The organism is Microbacterium sp. CPCC 204701 (assembly GCF_004010105.1).
Classification (GTDB): domain Bacteria; phylum Actinomycetota; class Actinomycetes; order Actinomycetales; family Microbacteriaceae; genus Microbacterium.
In genome coordinates this window covers 1-1,126 of record NZ_RRYE01000620.1, presented here as the reverse complement: position 1 = coordinate 1,126, position 1,126 = coordinate 1, and the positions used below count along the sequence as shown (strand labels likewise).

Annotated in this window: 2 protein-coding genes; one reads left to right on the top strand and one right to left on the bottom strand. The window is 73.8% G+C overall.

From position 1 onward, the window contains the following. Positions 1 to 256: 256 nt before the first annotated feature. Complete coding sequence (locus tag EIO58_RS18365) at positions 257 to 763, bottom strand: VOC family protein (protein WP_127820599.1); 507 nt, start codon at positions 761 to 763, stop codon at positions 257 to 259. An 87-nt stretch (positions 764 to 850) separates the two neighbouring features. Here EIO58_RS18365 and EIO58_RS18360 point away from each other — a divergent pair. Then, positions 851 to 1,126 (top strand): DUF6597 domain-containing transcriptional factor (locus tag EIO58_RS18360; RefSeq protein ID WP_446723957.1); only part of this gene is annotated, 276 nt, incomplete at its 3' end.

Sequence of the window (1,126 nt, the reverse complement as noted above, 5' to 3'; positions counted from 1 at the left end):
GGTGTCGCTGCGCCGCGCGGTGGGGCCCTTCTTCGTCACGCAGCCCGACGAGATGTTCAGCCTGGACCGCTTCCACCCCAGCGCGATGGGCTACCGTCGCACGGCCGAGGCGCTGCTCCCCGCACTCCTCGAGGCGCGTCCGCCGGCGCCGATCGTCAGTCCTCCCTGACTCCTGCACAGGAGCGCGGGCCCCCGAAGGACGCCTCGCGCACGGGAGTCCTGCGGAAGGCCGAAGATCCCGTGGGGCGAGCGGCGATCAGCTCTGGCCGACGGATGCCGCCCATTCCGCAACCCGCGCCGCGCTCTCCTCGTCCGAGAGGTCCTCGACCCGCGTCATGATCGACCACCGCACCCCGAACGGGTCGCGGATGCTCGCGAAGCGGTCGCCCGAGACGAAGGTCGACGGCTCTTCGCGCACGGTGGCCCCGGCGGCCACGGCGCGTGCGGTCACCCCGTCGACGTCGGGCACGTAGATGCCGATCGAGTAGCAGTCGTCCTCGCCGTCGGGCGCGGCGACCGTGCCGTACTCCGGGCTCGGCTCGCCGAGCTGCAGCAGGCCGAGGCCGAAGTCGAGCCCCGCGTGCACGACGTGGCCGTCGAACTCGGTGACGTCGGTCACGCGGGCGCCGAAGACGTCGCGGTAGAACTCCAGGGCCGCCTTCGCGCCACGGATGGCGAGGAACGGGGTGAGGGAGGTCGCGCTGTTCGGGCGACCGTCGGTCGTGTGCCGGCCTGTGGCGCCGGTCGTGTTCGTGCTGGTCATGTCGTCATCGTCGCGCGTGACGGATGCCGCGGGCTTGGAGATTCGCGACGACCTGCGGCGTCGGACCCGGCCGTTAGCCTGGCGTGCGTGACCGACCCCGCGATCGACCGGCGCCGCGGCATCCTCTACCCGGAGCGGCTGCCGCGGTTCGCGCGGCTCGCGCCGACGGCAGCGGCATCCGGGCTCGTGGCGTGGTTCTGGGTACCGCAGTGGGACCTGCAGGCGGGCGCCGAGTCGCGCCAGCCGGTGCTCGGATACCCGGCGGCGAGCCTCGTCGTCGAGCCGGACGCGGTGACGCTGTGGGGAGCGACGACCCGGCTCGCCGAGCGCGTGCTGCGGGGGAGCGGCTGGGCGGTGGGCGCG